13 protein-coding genes are annotated in these 16,350 nt (G+C 43.1%); 6 read left to right on the forward strand and 7 right to left on the reverse strand.

Annotated elements, in window-relative coordinates; genetic code table 11:
* Positions 1–107 precede the first annotated feature (107 nt).
* The 4 genes from QL919_RS05850 (at position 108) to QL919_RS05865 (ending at position 4,234) form a co-directional block, all read left to right on the forward strand.
* Positions 108–428, forward strand: coding sequence for a hypothetical protein (locus QL919_RS05850; protein WP_290188632.1), 321 nt, complete (start codon positions 108–110; stop codon positions 426–428).
* A complete protein-coding gene (locus QL919_RS05855) occupies positions 368–2,005 on the forward strand; it encodes a hypothetical protein (RefSeq protein ID WP_290188633.1) in 1,638 nt (545 codons plus the stop codon). Before QL919_RS05850 ends, QL919_RS05855 begins: the two co-directional genes overlap by 61 nt.
* A 146-nt stretch (positions 2,006–2,151) precedes the next feature.
* Positions 2,152–3,543 (forward strand): adenylosuccinate lyase, encoded by a 1,392-nt coding sequence (gene purB / locus QL919_RS05860; RefSeq protein WP_290188634.1) that lies wholly within the window; start codon positions 2,152–2,154, stop codon positions 3,541–3,543.
* 43 nt (positions 3,544–3,586) lie between these two features.
* The gene (locus QL919_RS05865) at positions 3,587–4,234 is read left to right on the forward strand and encodes a DUF2238 domain-containing protein (protein ID WP_173240446.1); all 648 of its coding nucleotides are present in this window, start codon (positions 3,587–3,589) and stop codon (positions 4,232–4,234) included.
* A gap of 46 nt (positions 4,235–4,280) precedes the next feature.
* On the opposite strand, the gene QL919_RS05870 is transcribed toward QL919_RS05865, so the two are convergent.
* Complete coding sequence (locus QL919_RS05870) at positions 4,281–4,466, reverse strand: NF038104 family lipoprotein (RefSeq protein WP_290188635.1); 186 nt, start codon at positions 4,464–4,466, stop codon at positions 4,281–4,283.
* A gap of 182 nt (positions 4,467–4,648) precedes the next feature.
* On the opposite strand from QL919_RS05870, the gene QL919_RS05875 reads away from it, so the two are divergent.
* Complete coding sequence (locus tag QL919_RS05875; RefSeq protein WP_290188636.1) at positions 4,649–5,821, forward strand: cupin domain-containing protein; 1,173 nt, start codon at positions 4,649–4,651, stop codon at positions 5,819–5,821.
* Between the two features lie 83 nt (positions 5,822–5,904).
* Here the strand turns inward: QL919_RS05875 and guaD are convergent, their stop codons facing one another.
* The 5 genes from guaD to QL919_RS05900 all read right to left on the reverse strand — a co-directional run bounded on the left by guaD (position 5,905) and on the right by QL919_RS05900 (position 14,493).
* Positions 5,905–7,335 (reverse strand): guanine deaminase, encoded by a 1,431-nt coding sequence (gene guaD / locus QL919_RS05880; RefSeq protein WP_290188637.1) that lies wholly within the window; start codon positions 7,333–7,335, stop codon positions 5,905–5,907.
* Positions 7,336–7,434: 99 nt separating this feature from the next.
* The gene (locus tag QL919_RS05885; RefSeq protein ID WP_290188638.1) at positions 7,435–8,535 is read right to left on the reverse strand and encodes an XdhC family protein; all 1,101 of its coding nucleotides are present in this window, start codon (positions 8,533–8,535) and stop codon (positions 7,435–7,437) included.
* A gap of 16 nt (positions 8,536–8,551) precedes the next feature.
* Positions 8,552–11,140, reverse strand: a complete 2,589-nt coding sequence (xdhB, locus tag QL919_RS05890; protein WP_290188639.1) for a xanthine dehydrogenase molybdopterin binding subunit — start codon at positions 11,138–11,140, stop codon at positions 8,552–8,554.
* A gap of 73 nt (positions 11,141–11,213) precedes the next feature.
* On the reverse strand, positions 11,214–12,974 hold the full coding sequence (locus QL919_RS05895; protein WP_290188640.1) for an FAD binding domain-containing protein: 1,761 nt from the start codon (positions 12,972–12,974) through the stop codon (positions 11,214–11,216).
* A 157-nt stretch (positions 12,975–13,131) separates the two neighbouring features.
* Positions 13,132–14,493, reverse strand: a complete 1,362-nt coding sequence (locus QL919_RS05900) for a nucleobase:cation symporter-2 family protein (protein ID WP_290188641.1) — start codon at positions 14,491–14,493, stop codon at positions 13,132–13,134.
* A 300-nt stretch (positions 14,494–14,793) separates the two neighbouring features.
* Between QL919_RS05900 and QL919_RS05905 the strand changes: the two genes are divergently transcribed.
* Positions 14,794–15,495: an IS1 family transposase gene (locus tag QL919_RS05905; RefSeq protein WP_290188642.1), complete on the forward strand. Its 702-nt coding sequence runs from the start codon at positions 14,794–14,796 to the stop codon at positions 15,493–15,495.
* A 159-nt stretch (positions 15,496–15,654) separates the two neighbouring features.
* Here the strand turns inward: QL919_RS05905 and QL919_RS05910 are convergent, their stop codons facing one another.
* Complete coding sequence (locus QL919_RS05910) at positions 15,655–16,347, reverse strand: 1-pyrroline-5-carboxylate dehydrogenase (protein WP_290188643.1); 693 nt, start codon at positions 16,345–16,347, stop codon at positions 15,655–15,657.
* Positions 16,348–16,350 lie beyond the last annotated feature (3 nt).

Below are 16,350 nucleotides of genomic sequence, written 5' to 3' on the forward strand. Positions count from 1 at the left end.
ACCTTTTAGCGATTTTTCTGAAAGCAATCCTCAAAGAGTATGTTATAAACAAATACCTCAGCATATACCTTTATAAGCAGTAGCTTTACTCCATTTCGGGATGTTTCATGAATTATCGTTTTTTACCTATTAGTGACTCTACAAAAACTTTAAATACGCCAATCAAATGCTCTATTGCATTTATTCTAGTTTTTGCTTCGTGTCAGGCCTATGCGACTCCAAAAGATTTTGGAGAATTCACACCTGATGACTCACCTAAAAAGGGGGTCGCATCCGGCAGCTATAAAACGCTAACGGGTGCTACTGGTAGTTATAGCATCTCAGCAGGGGTTATAATGGTAGGACAATTACAGCTGGAGATAATGGTGTGGACATTAAAAACAATTCCAACTCTGGTAACGACAGAGATAAGTTCACCTATACGATAACTATTACGCCAGATGACAGGACTTCTATCCATACTATAGTTATTGGTCAAGCTAGCTATGCTGAAGGTGGTAATTCAGAAGTTGCTCGTCAAACACTAAGCTTTACTGAAAATACTCAGATCAATATACCTGTGCAAGCGACAGTTAGAGAAAACCCCAAAGTTAACTACTTTTTTGGTGCCATGGGTGATTACTTTATGGGTGAAAAGCTGGCAGGAAATAGCTTTAGCTCTAACAATCCCACTAATCAGCCACAGCTACGTGTCGATAGCTTCAGTGGTGGCAACAACAATCTGTATTATTATAACCTGACTGCCCTAAACGGTACCGGCAACAGCAGCTCATTTACCCCGACTACCAATGGTAATGGGTACGTATCTTTTGCATCTGGCCGAAAAAGAGGTATCTTGCCCGATACTCCTACCTTTAAAAATATTTTAAAAGAGAGCTCCACCAACCCTAATAATCAAAACTCATACTCTGCTCTCAATACCAGCACTGTTATCCCTAATAATGGTAGGTATGTCAGCTATGGGGTTGAAAATATCACAAGCAATTATGTGATTGCCGTTAGAAACGCTGAATCAGTTACATTGACCTACGAAGGCATCATGCAAGGGAATAGTGCACTTGAGGCTGACGTGGTGGGTGAGACTTATAATGAGTGGATTAGCTTTGGAGTAGAGAGCGAGCCACTTTACGTTTTTTCGGGCAAGGTTTTTAATGATAATGGTGGGATTGAGAATGCGGACCCACAAGATATTTCTATTGTGAATAATACTAACTATTTCAATGGCAAACTCGATAATAATGAAGTAGGAATATCAGCATCTAATCTTCAAGTTCGTTTAACAGATTGCAACAATAACAATATCGTTACTGTTCCTGGTACGCCTAACCCTCAAACGGTTGCTAATACTAATCAAGATAGAGGAAAGTACAGTTTTTCAGTTTTGCCAACAACATTGGCCAATAATACAACAGAGATATGCGTTGTTGAAGAAGAGCCACTAACAAGTTCATGGATCTATACTGTAGACACCACACCAAATAAGCTCAATACTAACTTTACAACTAGTACTTATAAGTATACTGATTTGAATTTTGGCGAGGTGACGCAAAACAACTCAGCTTTAGCACTTAAAAAGTACCAGTTTGTTCATAAGTGTGATACTACGCTGCCATATAAAAGTATAGATCCTGATACCTCTTCGCCACTTACTGGTTTTAGTACAAAAGAAATACGTGATATAGATCCTGGCATGTGTATTGCTTATAAAATAGAAGCTTACAACCGAGGTCATGTCAGTTTGGCAAGTATTCAAATTATAGATACACTACAGAAAGCATCTACAAACCCAACCAAAGTTGAATCTGTTTTTTACTCTCCAGTACCGGGTGGAATCCCTGCAACGTTACATGAAGGTGATAAACCTAGTAGCCCACCAACTACTTTGGGTAAAAACGGTACTATTATATCTGATAAGTTTAATCTAACTAATACGACTAGTAGTACCTCTATACCTATGGAAGTGCTGTATTTTAATACCAAATATGGTACGACCACGACGCCCTAATTAAAGGCTGACATCAATAGATTACTTTATTAAATCTGTATTTCTGCTATATTACGCGCATCAAATTTAACCACTCACTTATATAGCGATTTTCATTGGCTATAACTTTTGCAGTTTTTCATTTCATAACTATTTGAGGCATGACTATGACTCCACTTACCGCACTCTCCCCAATCGACGGTCGTTACGCATCAAAAGCTGATAGCTTACGTCCTTACCTATCTGAGTTCGGTCTCATTAAAGCCCGTGTCACCGTTGAGATTCGTTGGTTACAGTCATTAGCAGATAATAGCGCAATCGGTGAACTAGCAGCGTTTGATACAGATACCAATGCCTTTTTGAACAGCATCGTTGATGACTTTAGCGAAGCGGATGCGCAAGCAATCAAAGACATCGAAGCGACGACCAATCACGACGTAAAAGCGGTTGAATACTTTATTAAAGATAAGTTTCGCGGCAATCAGCAGTTAGAAGATAGCCTAGAATTCATCCACTTTGCCTGCACCAGTGAAGATATCAATAACTTGTCTTATGCGTTGATGCTAAAAGATAGCCGCGAGATTGTGGTTGCTAAAATGCAGCAAGTAACCGATAGCATCGTTGACTTAGCCATTACTCATGCTGATCAACCAATGTTGTCACGTACGCATGGTCAAACTGCCAGTCCAACCACGCTTGGCAAAGAGATGGCAAACGTGGCTTATCGCTTAGCTCGCCAAATCAAACAAATCGGTAAAGTTGAACTGTTGGGCAAAATCAATGGTGCAGTCGGTAACTACAACGCCCACTTCTCAGCCTACCCTGATGTTGACTGGCAGACCCATGCTGAGCAATTCATTAATGAGCGTTTAGAGCTGACTTTTAATCCCTATACTACGCAGATTGAGCCACATGATTACATCGCTGAGTTGTTTGATGTGGTAAGACGCTTCAATACGATCTTGATCGATTTTAACCGTGATATTTGGCAATATATTAGCTTAGGCTATTTCAAGCAGCGCCTAAAAGACGGTGAAGTGGGTTCATCAACGATGCCGCATAAAGTCAATCCGATTGATTTTGAAAACTCAGAAGGTAACTTGGGCGTTGCCAATGCGATGCTCGCACACTTAGGTGAGAAGCTTCCGATCTCACGTATGCAGCGTGATTTATCAGACTCGACCGTACTACGTAATATCGGTGTTGGTCTGGCACAAAGCATGATTGCGTTTGACGCTTGCTTAAAAGGTGTGAGCAAACTTGAGTTAAATGCACAGCGCTTAAATGACGACCTTAATCAAGCACAAGAAGTATTGGCTGAGCCGATTCAGACAGTGATGCGCCGCTACCGCGTTGAGAACCCTTATGAGAAACTTAAAGCCTTAACTCGTGGTAATGCCATGACTCGCGAAGCGATGTTGACTTTCGTTGAAAGTGACGAGTTAGCAGCCGTTAGCGATGCGGATAAAACACGTCTACGTGAACTAACTCCAGCGACCTATATCGGTAATGCAGCTGAGCAAGCACGTACGATTAAAGAGTGGATTGCTAAGCTTTAATCATTAGCTATGAATAATTGCTAATAATTAAAGAAGCGTGCAAATGCATCGAAACTTTAACTCTGTCATTGTCAGTACTGTAGCGGTATTTATCGTCATGGTACTGGCAAGCATTGAGCCTCTAGAGTGGTCAAGCTACCTACTCCATCAATTAGGCACGCTGTTGTTTTTGGCATTAATGCTGTTTGCGTATCGCTACTGGCATATTAGCTCACGCTCCTATGCCCTTGCCTCAATATTCCTCCTCATTCATATCATAGGCGCACGCTATCTATATTCGTATGTGCCTTATGATAACTGGACAGAGCGGCTATTTGGTATAAGCCTAAACGAGTTGTTTGGTTGGCAGCGCAATATGTATGACAGGCTCGTACATTTTAGCTACGGGCTATTGCTGTTCAATGCGATGGTTGAAAGCTCAAAATCTATCTTTAAGATATCATCCATCAAGCTTTTAGTCGCTATCGCCCTCATGATTAATATGTCATCGAGTCTGCTGTACGAGCTACTTGAATGGGGAATTGCAGCGACTTTATCACCAGAAGCGGCAGAGGCTTACAATGGTCAGCAAGGCGATATTTGGGATGCCCACAAAGACATGGCATTAGCGCTCCTCGGTGGGCTGATTGCGGCAGGCATTCTTTTATTTAAGGCTTCTATTCAAACTCGTAGCTTTAACAATAACCGTTAAATAACAGCCTTTTAAAACAGACACAAAACGATTGCTAAAGAATAAGTTAATCGTCCTTTTTGTCGTCATCACTGTCGCCCGGTATGATAGCTTTGCCCACAGCGACGGTACCTTTTACCACGCCCTTGGTGGTTTTATAAGCGACTTTAGCAGGTACGGTCACTATCTTATGGACACAAGCCTGTAGTAAAAAGACGCTAGCGATAATGACGATAAAATGTATTTTTTTCATAAATTTCCTACGATTGATGGGATGTTCTGATAGTAGCTATTGATACTGATACTGATACTGATATTGATATTGATACTGTAATACTCGCTATCAGATAGGCGATAATCATAAACTATTAAAACTGTCCTATAAAGCACTCCTCACTATTAATCTTATACCCATTTTTAGATATGGATTTATCAATGACCTCAATTCCTCTTTGTTTACCCGACTGTATTACGCCTGAGCAATTCCTGAACGAGTATTGGCAAAAAAAACCATTGCTTATTAAGCAAGGTCTACCACAATTAGTCGGCATGTTCGAGCCAGAAGACATGCTTGGTCTTGCCCTTGAAGAAGACGTCTCGGCGCGCCTACTGACACAAGCCGCGAGCAAGCAAGAAGGCTTTCCACAGTGGCAACTCAAAAAGAGCCCGCTAACCGAAGCAGATTTTGATAATTTGCCAGAACAATGGACCGTGCTGGTACAGAATATGGAACAGTGGTCACCTGAGCTTGGTCAATTATGGCAAGCGTTTGACTTTATTCCGCAATGGCAGCGTGATGACATTATGGTCTCATATGCGCCTACAGGCGGCTCAGTTGGCAAACATTATGACGACTATGATGTGTTTTTAGCGCAAGGGTTTGGGTCCCGGCGTTGGCAGCTCGGCAAATTCTGTGATAAGAGCACTGAGTTTGTCGCAGATGAGCCGATTCGATTGTTTGATGATATGGGCGAGATCATCTTTGATGAGATACTAGAAGCCGGTGACGTGCTCTATGTACCGCCGAAACTCTCGCATTTTGGTGTTGCGCAAGATGACTGCTTAACCTTTTCGTTTGGCTGTCGTCGTCCAAACTTAATGCAAATTATTGATAGCCTAGCTGATATCGCCACCAGTGATAGCGATTTATTTATCCCAATGTTATTGCCACAAGCGCTACAAGCGTCAGGTGAATTGCAAGCAGATAGCATTGATGCTATTAAAGACCAGCTATTGCAAATGCTGCAATCTGAGCGTGGCGACGATATCATTCGTCAAGCGGTGTCGGAAGTCGTGAGCAAACGTCAATACGATGCGCTGGTACCGGAAGAAACGGTAGATACTGATGAGCTGATGCAAGCTTTAGTGGATGGTGCAACGCTGCAAGCCGACTATAGTAATCGCCTACTCTATAGCCAAACCAATGATGGCTTGACGCTATATGCCAATGGTCAACGCCTTGATGGTCTTGATGCTGCGCCATTAGCCATACTAGTGCGCTTGGCTAATGGCGAGCACTTACAACATCAAGACGTCATAGATATCGATTCAGACGAGTTAAGTGAATGGTTAGAAAATGGCTGGGTGTGGCTACAATATCCCGAATGATACGGTAGCCATAACAGCTCACTAATTATGAGTATTATTTAAAAAATTTACCTTAAAATAAGCTGGCTATTTGTCAGCTTATTTTATGCCGCCGCTTTTTTATAACGACTCGCCCCAGCAATAACTGTCTCCTCAATCACCCTATCATCGCCGAGCATCATCAATACAAATAATCGCTCTTCAAATGTTTTAGTCTGCGCCATACGTCTTTCTAACAAAGGCGTTGCTGCCATGTCTATTACTACAAAATCTGCTTCCTTATCAGGCATAAAGTTACCGATTTTATCATCTAGCATTAACGACTGCGCATTGCCCAAGGTAATCTGATATAGCCCTTGATGAGCGGACAGTTGATTGTTTTGTAATTGCTGAACTTTATAAGCCTCTGACAAGGTGACGAGCATCGATAAACTGGTTCCCGCCCCTACATCAGTGGCAATACTGACGCCGGTATAGCTTAATGTTTTAGGTAAATCAAATAATCCACTACCTAAAAATAAATTGGACGTTGGACAATGCGCTATCTGTGTACCGGTCTCACGTAGCCTTTCGTATTCTGGAGTTTCAAGATATATACCGTGCGCCAAAGTAGTATACCGACCGAGCAGCCCCATATCCTCATAGACATCTAAGTAGCCTTTATGCTTGGGATAGAGCTTACGTACAAAAGCAACCTCATCACGGTTTTCTGCCAGATGTGTTTGCAGATAAACAGTGTCGTAGCTGGCATAGAGCTCGCCTGCCAATTGCAGCTGTGTTGGCGTTGAAGTAATAGCAAACCGTGGAGTAATCGCCACATGTTGGCGTCCACGCCCATGCCAATTATCAATAATATCTTGCGTATCTCGAATGCTTTGCTCAGCAGGCACACACAGATGCTTAGGGGCGTTTTGATCCATTAGCACGTTACCCGTAATCATCCGCATATTCAGACGTGTACTCTCGGTAAAGAATGCCTCAACCGATTCAGGATGGCTAGTCGCAAACACCATGGCGCTAGTGGTGCCATTAGCGAGTAACTGATTTAAAAAGAACTGTGCGGTATCATGGGCAACCTTTGGATCACCAAAATTGGCTTCAGTAACAAAAGTATAATTATTAAGCCAATCAAGCAGCTGCTCACCGAAAGCCGCAATCATATCTATCTGCGGATAGTGCACGTGGGTATCGATGAAACCCGGCATAATCAGCTTATTACGATAGTCATAGATTTTTACTGGTTCTTGACCATTAGTTTCAGCATAACTTGCTAACATTGCTTCGCTACTACCATAGTCTATAATGCAGCCTGTTACATCATCGACAACCAACGCACCCTTAGCAATATACTCAGGATAGACGTTCACGCCTGCAATGACGGGTAGTAACGTGATGTTTTTATCAATGGTTGCTGTATTTGGGTGGTTATCAGTCGCTGAGCTGGATTTCTCAGTATGCGCACGTTCAGCCACTTGATTCAGATCATTTTCAGTAAGATAGTGCAGGAGCTGCGCTTGATAAATATGTAGAGCCATTGGTAAATCTCCCGTCACTTGGTCATACCGAACGTTTTAGTTAGAATCTAAATTAATGCTAAAGGTAGAAATCAGTATTGATGGTCTAGCACTTATGGCTTATTTTTGATGATAATGTTGCAAAATTTGCGCGGCGATAGACACGGCAACGACCATAGGCTCTTTACCACCGATTGGTAGTCCTATGGGCATAGTTAGTTGATCGACTATCTGCTTATCATAACCACGTTGCAGCAGACGACTTTTAAAACGCTCTGCTTTAGTTGCCGAGGCAATACAACCAATATAAGGCATCGATACTTTTGAGCGACCATCACCTAAATGGTTATCTAAATCATCATTATCGAGACTAGTTGCTAAACGGTTTGCCTCTGAAGCAGCATCCAACGCGGTACGTACAAGCTCAAAATCAAGACTATGATCATGGGTCATAACCAGAATAAAACGCTGACCGCTTTGTTTAAATGGTTCAATAAACGGGCGAATGGAATCAACAGGATCATCGTCAACATGCGGACGGATATGGGCAGGAAGATTATAAAGCTTGGGCTGAGTCAAACTAGGCTGAGTTTCTAATCCTTGAGACAAATCTTCTGTTTGAATAGATTTGTTTGGTAAATTAGAATTATCTAATAAATAACGCTCAAACATTTCAGGGCGACTATCAACCCAATCCACTTGGCAAGGCAGCTCTGCCAGTATTGTCATCAACGCTGCTGCCACGTGCCCTGCCCCAAAGACCAATATCGACATCGGTGGCGTCACATTAAAGCATTCAAACATAATGGTGACACTACCACCGCAACACTGCGCTAGCTTTGCGCCTAGCGGATAATGCTTGGTATAAACCGTATCGCGTCTTACTATTTTAGTTGGCTTTGACTCGCTGTCTTTATTGTTATCTTTATCGTCATCATTGTCATTGTCGATATTCTTATTGACACCTTTGTCTCTTTTAGAAGCTTTTGCTACGGTTGTATCTATCTCACCATTTAGCAATTGCCGTGCTGTCGCAACAACATCATGCTCAAGGCCGCCGCCACCGAGCGTATCGCAACAGTTATCATGGGTGATCACCATTTTGGCCTGTAGCGCTCGCGGCGCAGACCCATTAACCGCAACGATAGTCGCCAATACGTGCGCAGACCCTTGCTGCTGATACTGGGCTAGACCATCATACCAACGGATCGGTATTGGCACGGATGACAACAATGAATTATTCACTGTGCGTTGGTTCACTATGTGCAGGGCCTCTTGAACCCGCTACGTTAGGATGTTCTATCGCTTCTGGCTGCTCGTCGACTGTCTGACCCTCGACCTCTGGCGGCTTGATATCTTCGGCATGTGGCACGAGTTGTGGCTTAACTTTATCGTCGTCAATACCGCAGTTGTCCTCCTCATCTCTAGTTAAACTATCAATCGCATCAAAGTTTACATTCGTGTCAATTTCCCACGCCTCGCCTTGCATATGCATTACCGCTTTTAATACTGCCTCTGGGGTTGCAGGCATCGTAAGATCAGGGTTCTTTTTATAATCACTTAAGCTTGCGACTGCATTATTGATAGCACACCAAACGCTAGCTGCCAGCATAAAAGGTGGCTCACCAACAGCTTTAGAATTATAAATGGTTTGCTCTTCATTTTTACGGTCGTACAGTTTAACGGTAAATTGTTTTGGTAAATCGTGCGACGTTGGAATTTTATAATTGGCGGGGCTATTGGATGCTAGCGTGCCCTTTTTATCCCAAGTAAGCTCCTCAGTTGTGAGCCAACCCATGCCTTGCACAAAGCCGCCTTCAATCTGACCAATATCGATAGCGGGGTTAATCGACTGTCCTGCGTCGTGTAAGATATCGCAGCGCAGCACTTGATATTCACCAGTTAAAATATCTATTTCAACTTCAGAACAGGCAGCGCCTAAGGCAAAGTAAAAGAAAGGTCGACCCCACGCTTTAGAACGGTCGTAAAATATCTTTGGCGTTTTATAGTAGCCAGTAGAAGATAGGCTAACGCGGTGCTGATACGCTAACTGCACCATTTCAGCAAAAGTAAAATCTTCCTTGTCGCCAATATAGACATGGTTGCGCTCAAAGCGTATGTCTTCTTGCGCCACTTCAAAATACTCAGCGGCAAACTCCACTATACGTGCCTTAATGGTTAAACAAGCGTTTTGCGCTGCTTTACCATTGATATCGGTGCCTGATGAGGCCGCAGTCGGTGAGGTATTGGGTACTTTATCGGTACGCGTTGCGGATACTTTTACGGTGTCTAAGTCCACGGCAAACTCATTGGCGACGATTTGAGCAATTTTGACAAATAGCCCTTGCCCCATTTCTGTCCCGCCGTGATTGAGATGGATGCTACCATCGGTATAAATATGTACCAAAGCACCCGCCTGATTGAGCGTCTGCACGGTAAATGAGATACCAAATTTTACCGGAGTTAGGGCAATTCCAAGACGTTTGTCGCTGCCTTCAGCTTCGGCTTGCTCATTGGCTTTTATAATCTGCTGACGACGCTGATCGTAATCGCAATCTTTTGCCAGTGTCTCCATAATCGTTGCCAAATCAAAATGCTCGATTGGCTGACCATAATGAGTACTTTGGCCATTTTGGTAGAGGTTAGCCAAACGCACTTGCAGAGGGTCTTTGCCTAAAGTATAGGCGATATGATCCATCATATATTCGGCAGTCATCAAACCTTGAGGCCCGCCAAAACCTCGATAAGCCGTGTTCGATACCGTGTGCGTTTTGCAGCGATGTCCTGCTACCTGCGCAGCTGGATAATAATAAGCGTTATCACAGTGGAACATCGCTCTATCAACGATAGCATCGGACAAGTCTGGTGCATAACCACACAAACCAGCCAGCTGCATATCGACGCCAACAATTTGTCCTGATTCGTCAACACCGACTTCATAACGATTGGCAAATTCGTGGCGTTTACCGGTCACTACCATGTCATCTTGACGATCCAAGCGCATACTGACAGGGACATTGTGACGCTTGGCAACGATACTGCAAAAGCATGCCCATGCCGCAGCTTGGGTTTCTTTGCCACCAAAACCGCCGCCCATTCTGCGCACTACTGTATTGACTGCATGAAACGGCAAATCTGTTACCTCAGCAACCAGCTGCTGCACTTCACTCGGATGCTGCGATGAGGTATAAACTTCAAGTCCGCCATCATCACAAGGCACGACGTAGGATACTTGGCCTTCCAAATAAAAGTGCTCTTGTCCCAGCATATGAATATGACCAGCGATACGCATAGGCGCATTTGCGAGCGCCGCTTCGGTATCACCGCGCTGCATAAAGTGGCTAGGACGTACAAACTGCTCCTGCTCTAAAGCCTCTTCAATACTTAATATCGCTGACAATGGCTCATACTCTATAACTGCTTTGAGCACTGCCTTTTTTGCAGCACGGTGAGTGGTTGCAACCACCAAAAACAGCGTCTGTCCTACGTATTCTGTGATCTCATCCACCATCAATGGCTCACCGTCGAATACAGCGCCGATATCCGTCTGAGCGGTTAAGTCTTTAAAACTTAAAACGTCAATGACCCCGTCAGCTGCTTTAACAGCGCTGAGATCCATACTGGTTACCCGAGCATGAGCGTGACTGCTTTTACCGACTGCCAAATGTAAAGTGCCTTGCGGCTTTAAGATATCATCGACATAGGTGGCCGTCCCCATGACGTGGCTTATCGCACTATCATGTTTGGCAGAGGTGCCGATTTTGTTTTTAGGCGGACGTACGCGTCGAATACTGTAACTGTCAAATAAGGAAGATTGATGGCTCATGATGATTCTCTCTTTATTTTCAGCAAAAGCTATAATTCAGCCCTTACTGTCTTAGCTATCATTAATAAACTTGTTAAGCGCTCTCAGCCTCTACATCTCTTAACAGCTGCTTGCCACATTTAATCAACAAACGTTGTACCACATGCAAGCGATACTCACGGCTGGCTCGGACATCCGTCAATGGTGAGACATCCATCGGTAGCGCCTTTGCAGCCTTCTTAAAACTTGCAATCTCAAGGGGCTGGCCTAGGAGTGCTTGCTGGCAACTCTTTACTAATAACGGTATCGCTGCCATACCGCCGAGACCAATTTTTGCATGGTCGATAGCCATACCGTCTGCCGACAGATCGATTCTTACGGCAACCAAACAAGCAGAAATATCATCTTCATAACGCTTACTAATTTTATGAATAAATAGATGCTGATTATCCTGCATCAGTGGCATATGAATAGCAACAATGTAACTGCCTGCCCGTAGCTTGGTTTTTTTATAATCTAGAAAAAATTCTGATAAGGGTATTATCTCGTCGACATAAGATGTTTTGTTGTGTTCATTGCTTTCATTCTTAGCACTGGCATCTTCGCCACCAACATCTCTATTATTGGGGCTACAATGACGTAAATGAATACGCGCTTCTAACGCTAGTAAAATCGGCGGTAAATCTCCTATTGGTGAGGCATTGGCAATATTACCGCCAAGCGTACCCATATTACGTATTTGCGGTGAAGCCGTTCTTGCGAATAGTGCTGCAAAAGCAGGATAGTACTGCTCAAGTATTGGCAGCATTTGCTGATAGGTCATGCCCGCACCAAACGTCAATTCTTGTACTGCTACTTCATTATCAGTGGAATTATCTAACTCGGACAACGACTTTGCATCAGCCTTTGAGCCAGACTTTGAATGAGAGAGCGACCATGTTCTTAGCTCATCAATAGCAGACAGCTGAATAATCACTTCATGATCAACCAAGTGCTGCGTAATGCTCAATCCCAAGTCCGTACCACCGGCCCAAATTGTTGCACTTGGATATACAGCTAATAGCTGATTAAGCTCATCTACTGTCTTTGGAATGAATAGCTGCCGCGACTCTTCACTCAGTGCAGGCTCAATAGTTGACGCTTTATTCGAGGTATCCAACGATGCAGTTTTAGGTTGCGACTTACTGTTACTCGCCATCGCATCCGTAGCTAAGCTTATCGTTAAATCTTTTGCTACTGTTTTATCAGCATCTCTTTGCTGACCAATTTTACCCATCGTCAGGCCTGCTTCGATAATGGGGCGATAACCGGTACAACGGCATAGATTTCCTGAAATTGAGGCGACAATATCATCATAGCTTAGCTCGTCATTACTTAGCAGTTCATTAGCTGACTCACCATTTGAGCTACCCTGCTTGGCATTTTTCTGTTGTTGCATACGATTATTTTCATATAAATTCGCAAGAGACATCACAAAACCAGGCGTACAAAATCCACACTGCGAGCCATGACAGTCAACCATCGCCTGCTGTGCAGGATGCAATAGCGCCCGCTCTGGATGATGTGCTGGATTGTCCGCTAAATAAGAAGCAGTCATTAAATGATGACCATCCATTAGCGACAATAGAGCAATACAAGAGTTAAAAGTATAAAAAGGCGTGCTAGCACTAGAATTGCTTGTCGCATGATTAGGTAAGCGTTGCGCCATAATGGTACAGGCACCGCAATCCCCACTACCACAGCCTTCTTTAGTATCAGTTTGATGTTCGTGCAAGCGCAGATACTCAAGTACCGTCGTATTCGGATTGAGGTGACTTATCTCATGGCGCTTTCCGTTTAGATAGAAACTAATCATAGCAATACTCGGCTAAAAAATTGGGCTTTGTGAAATTAAACAGCTTAAATAGAGTGTTAATATAAACACTTTTTAAATGGCGCAAACCAATCAGTCTATATTTAATAGATATCACACAATAATATTAACCAATCACACTTCTATTAAATATTTACTTTTATATATCAGCGTCTTGGGTATCTTCTGGTAAAAATAAACTTAACGAAATCGCAGTAATAGCGCCTATTGCGACAGGCGATATCAGCACGTTACGTATCAGTTCGGGCAATTGTGACAATACCTCAGGCACCATAGATACACCGATGCCCATCCCTACAGAGGTAGCAATAATCAACATATCACGGCGGTCAAGCTTGGCGCTAGCCAATACTTTGATACCAGCCACCGCTACTGTCCCGAACATCACCAACGTTGCACCGCCAAGTACCGGCTGAGGCATGGTTTGCAAGATAGCACCAAAAACAGGAAATAATCCGATGATAATCATCAGAGCGGCAATGTAGATACCGACATGACGGCTGGCGACTCCAGTTAATGCAATGACGCCATTGTTTTGGCTAAAGGTAGTCGATGGCATACTATTTAAGGTAGCAGCAATCATAGAATTGACCCCATCTGCCAATACACCGCCCTGGATTCGATTAAGGTAAATGGGACCTTTGACAGGCTCTTTAGAAACCACAGCGTTGGCTGTGAGATCGCCTGTCGTCTCAAGGGCGCTGACACAATATAGAATGGCTATTGGAATGAAAGCGGCAATATCAAACTGAAAACCAAACCTAAATGGGATGGGAACAGTGATAAAACCGACATTGTTCAAGGAAGAAAAATCTAACCTACCCATAAAAAAGGCGGCTAACATTCCCAAGATTAAAGCAATAACAATGGAGGAAAGTCTTAATAATGGATTTTTTGAGCGGTTAAATACAATCACTGACACCAGCACAACCATACCTAAGAATAAGTTCTGCAAACTGCCAAAGTCCTCTGCCCCAAAGCCACCTGCAATATCAGTCATGGCGACTTCAATCAGTGGAACACCGATGAGAATAATAATGGTACCGGTAACAACCGGGGTAAATATTCTTTTTAATTTGTGAATAAAGCGGCTAAGAACAACCTCAACAAAGGCAGCGCAAAAACTAACACCAAAAATAGTAGCCAAAATATCTTCCGGCGAACCACCACGGCCCTTTACAATCAGTCCAGCAGCGATAATAGCGGTCAAAAAAGCAAAGCTAGTACCTTGCAAACTGAGCATGCCAGCGCCTATAGGACCTATTTTTTTACATTGGATATAAGTGCCAATCCCAGAGGAGATGAGCGCGCAGCTAATTAGATAGGGAACGTAATCACCCAAACCCAAAGTTCCGGCGACAATTAAGGTGGGAGTGACAATAGCGACGATACTAGCCAGTAGATGTTGTAAAGCGGCGAAACTTGCTGGCCAAAAGCTGGGCTTGTCATTGAGCTGATACATCAACTCAGCGTTTTTTTGAGACTCTAAAGATTCAGACATTTTAATCATCCTTGATTAATATGACCTTAAATCTATTAACAATCCTTGTTAATAGTTGTAGGCTGCTCTCGTTAAATTCCCCACCTTATTACTAGTCACAACATCAATTAAAAAGATGACTATTTGGTCAGGTTTTATTTATAGTATCACCACTATTGTTTGCCTACAAGCTAAAAAACCATGGATTTAAAAGGTTTTTAACGTCCAAGCAAAATAATAAATAATTGGTGGTGTATCAAAAAGTATGCTGGAGTAATAAAGGGAGGGTGACAGTCAAAGCAAGATGATATATTTGAGGTTATGAAGACACAAATACAGATCAGTTGCCCCGACTGTCACAGTCCCAGTTTAAAGAAAAATGGCATAAAAAGCTATGGCAAGCAGCACTACCAATGCAAGGACTGCAAACGACAATTTATTGGTGACCATGCCTTAACGTATCATGGCTGTCACTCTAGAATAGAAGACATCATACGGCTAATGACGGTTAGAGGTTGCGGCGTTAGAGACATAGCCGTTATAGCCAAGGTTAGCATTGGTAAAGTGCTTAGCACCATAGGCTCATCCATTTACAAGATTGTACCTAAGAAGCGCTACTATGAACGCTTAGAGGTTGATGAGTTCTGGACTTACGTATATCGCAAGAAACGTAAAGTGTGGCTCATCTACGCTTATGACCGTGCTACTAATGAGATTGTCGCTTATGTCTGGGGCAAACGTGACCTAAAAACGGCTAAGAAGTTAAGAGCACGTTTAAAGCAGCTTACAGTCAGCTATGGCTCTATCAGTATGGACAACTGGGACAGTTTTATAACCGCCTTTAGAAGTGATAACAAACGAATTGGCAAACAGCATACGGTAGGTATAGAAGGTAATAACTGCCGTCTTAGACACCGATTGCGTCGGGCGGTTAGAAAGACTTGTTGCTTCTCAAAAAAGCTTGATAATCACTTTAAAGTATTCGATCTGGTGTTCTTTTATGTCAATTATGGTTACGTCTGATGCCAGCATACTTTTTAGAACACCACCAAATAATTTAAGAAGACTATAAAAAAACGGTCAGTAATCATTTACCAAAGCGCTTGGAAAACAATTACTGACCGTCATGTGTGAGATTCTATTTTTATCTACTAAAACCTCTAAACTTTTATCTATAAAACTTTACTCTGTGCCAAGTTCTAGTAAGCTGGCATTACCACCAATCGCTGTGGTATTGATTGTCTTGACACGCTCAGTGACAAAGCGATAGAGATAATCAGGCGTTAACATCTCTGACAAGCCCTCCATATCAGTGACGCTAATGACTTGCGTCAAGATACCGTCAGTATTTGCAAGTTCTTGACTGATGGCTTGTACTTCGCTGTTATTTCCTGAGACAGCCACTTGAGCCAGACGATCTATATATAGCAGAGTGACGGTTTGTGAGTCATTAGCAACGCTCAATACATCGTCACTGATACCAGTGTCATACAGTATCTTTGCTGCTTCATCACACATCTCAGCCTGACTAGGACAATGAAGTATCACCTCGTTACCAGTAAGCAATGCTGCAATGAGCTGCCCAAGTACTGCCATTGCACGCGCAGACTCTCCACCGATAACCATCGTCTTACCACGAGCAGTGACGTATAAATCATTTGACTCGCCCGTAGCACCAGTCATACGGTGCATCTCATCCAAACTAGGTGCCGCGCTCAATAGATGATGAAACAAGCGCTTTGCCTTATTGGCATCTCCTGTTAACAACGCCAGTTTTGGAATGGCTGCTTGCAGATACGTTGCGCGATTCACTGCACCAAGTAATCGCCAAGATTCACAAACCTGAGCATGATTTTTTTTGAATTCAGTCGCCATGTT

This window comes from Psychrobacter sp. APC 3426 (genome assembly GCF_030408035.1).
Taxonomy (GTDB): domain Bacteria; phylum Pseudomonadota; class Gammaproteobacteria; order Pseudomonadales; family Moraxellaceae; genus Psychrobacter.

Bases quoted from the DNA above. Each gene is read 5' to 3' on its own strand.
- QL919_RS05895 (WP_290188640.1), bottom strand. From the start codon at position 12,974: ATGATTAGTTTCTATCTAAACGGAAAGCGCCATGAGATAAGTCACCTC.
- QL919_RS05875 (WP_290188636.1), top strand. From the start codon at position 4,649: ATGACCTCAATTCCTCTTTGTTTACCCGACTGTATTACGCCTGAGCAA.
- purB (WP_290188634.1), top strand. From the start codon at position 2,152: ATGACTCCACTTACCGCACTCTCCCCAATCGACGGTCGTTACGCATCA.
- QL919_RS05870 (WP_290188635.1), bottom strand. From the start codon at position 4,466: ATGAAAAAAATACATTTTATCGTCATTATCGCTAGCGTCTTTTTACTA.
- QL919_RS05865 (WP_173240446.1), top strand. From the start codon at position 3,587: ATGCATCGAAACTTTAACTCTGTCATTGTCAGTACTGTAGCGGTATTT.
- QL919_RS05910 (WP_290188643.1), bottom strand. From the start codon at position 16,347: ATGGCGACTGAATTCAAAAAAAATCATGCTCAGGTTTGTGAATCTTGG.
- QL919_RS05900 (WP_290188641.1), bottom strand. From the start codon at position 14,493: ATGTCTGAATCTTTAGAGTCTCAAAAAAACGCTGAGTTGATGTATCAG.
- QL919_RS05905 (WP_290188642.1), top strand. From the start codon at position 14,794: ATGAAGACACAAATACAGATCAGTTGCCCCGACTGTCACAGTCCCAGT.
- xdhB (WP_290188639.1), bottom strand. From the start codon at position 11,140: ATGAGCCATCAATCTTCCTTATTTGACAGTTACAGTATTCGACGCGTA.
- QL919_RS05850 (WP_290188632.1), top strand. From the start codon at position 108: ATGAATTATCGTTTTTTACCTATTAGTGACTCTACAAAAACTTTAAAT.
- guaD (WP_290188637.1), bottom strand. From the start codon at position 7,335: ATGGCTCTACATATTTATCAAGCGCAGCTCCTGCACTATCTTACTGAA.